The 1,840-nt window shown below is 71.7% G+C and carries 1 protein-coding gene; it reads left to right on the top strand.

Features of this window, described 5'->3' with window-relative positions; translation table 11 throughout:
* Positions 1 to 535: 535 nt before the first annotated feature.
* Positions 536 to 1,840, top strand: a 1,305-nt coding sequence (locus GXP76_RS35355) for a hypothetical protein (protein ID WP_242575712.1), incomplete at its 3' end; no start/stop codon positions are given.

Here is a 1,840-nt window from a genome sequence, read left to right as displayed (position 1 = left end):
AATCGGACTGACGGTGTCCGCTCGCCAGGACACACGGAACGACCCGCCGCCCGCGCGGTGTTCACCGCATTGGCCGACCCGTGCGCCGCCCCCCGAATCCGCGGCGCGGAAGGTGTGAATCCGTGGCGGAGGACGCGGCCGGCCGACCCGGACAGGGGCTGTCGGCACTCGCCCCCGGGGGAGGACCGCACCCCCTCCACGAGCCCCCGGGACAGGGGCCGTCCACGGCCGGCGGGCGGCCGATCGGCCCTGGGTCGCCGCCCCGATGCGCGGGGCGGGCCTGACGCCCGGTCACCCACCGGGTCGGTCCGGTGCCAACTCGAACGGACGCCCGTCGTTGAGGTGTTTCCACGATCTCGGCTCGCGCCGATGATCATTCCCGGACAGGCTGCTCAAGGGCCCGCACGGCGTCGAGAGACCCGCGCCGGGCCCCGCATGTGCGCCCAAATCATGGGCGCACCTCCCGGCCGTACGCGGTTCCGGGTCGCCGTGGGCGTCCGGGGCCCGTGCGCCTCCACGCGAAGGAAAACAGCGAATGTCCCCTCGCTTCAGCCCTGACGCCGACCGCAGACCACTCCACCCCCACACCGGACCCCCGCCGACTCCCGTGCCGTGTCCCCGGACCCGCCGCCGCGCCTGGACGCTCGCGGCCGCCACCACCGCGCTCGCCACGGCACTGGCCGCCGCCCCCGCGGTCATGTCCACCGCGACCGCCAACGAGGGCAACCCGACCGTCCTCGCCTGGGGCGCCGGACGCACCGGGCAGCTCGGCAACGGCACGCTCTCCGACAGCCTTTCGCCGACCTCGGTGACCAGTCTCTTCCGCGGCGACGTCGACCAGATGTCGGTCGGCGGCACCTCGTCGGCGGACTCCTTCGCGCTGGCCCGTACGGACTCCACCGTCAAAGCGTGGGGCAACAACTCCTCCGGGCAGCTCGGCAACGGCGGCACCACCAACCAGACGGTGCCCACCACCGTCCCCCGGCTGACCAACATCAAGGACACGGCCGCCGGCGGCCGGCACGCCCTCGCCCTGGACACCTCCGGCCAGGTCTACTCCTGGGGCGACAACGCCTACGGACAGCTCGGCAACAACCGCACCGGCGACAGCCGTACCGCGCCCGACCGGGTGCAGGGCATGCCGAAGGTGAAGCAGATCTCGGCGGGCTGCGACTTCAGTCTGGCCCTGCTGGAGAACGGCAAGGTCTACGCCTGGGGCAGGGGCGTGTACGGCCAGCTCGGCAACGGCAGCCGCGCCACCAGCTCCGTGCCCCGGCAGGTGCAGGGCCTGGAGAACATCGCCAAGATCGACGCGGGCTGCCACCACGCCCTCGCCCTCACCGCCGACGACACGGTCAAGTCCTGGGGATACAACCTCTACGGCCAGCTCGGCAACTCCTCCACCAAGTCCGCCACGCTGCCCGTCGACGTCGACTGGGTGGAGGGCGTCTCCGACATCGAGGCCGGCGCCTTCCACAACTACGTCCAGACCAGCGACAGCAACGTCTGGGGCTGGGGCAGCAACCAGTACGGGCAACTCCTCGAAGGCGACGAGACGTTCGACGACAACGTCTCGCGCACCAACCGCACCGCTCCCGTCGAGATCCCCCGTCTCAAAGGCGTACAGCACCTCGCCGCAGGTGCCCGGCACGGGGTCGCCGTGACCGCCGCCAACGTCTTCACCTGGGGTCACAACGGCGAGGGCCAGCTCGGCAACGGCACCACCGTCTCCCGCTACGACTCGGTGAAGATCCTCAAGGAGGGCTCGGCGATCAAGAACGTGGTCGCCTCGCTCGGCGGCAACACGACGTACGCGTACTGGTTGCTGCCCCAGCCCCAG

It is taken from the genome of Streptomyces sp. NP-1717 (assembly GCF_022695985.1).
In the GTDB taxonomy this organism is placed as follows: domain Bacteria; phylum Actinomycetota; class Actinomycetes; order Streptomycetales; family Streptomycetaceae; genus Streptomyces.
Note: the sequence above shows the minus strand (reverse complement) of the source record. Positions and strands in the feature narration are given on the sequence as shown.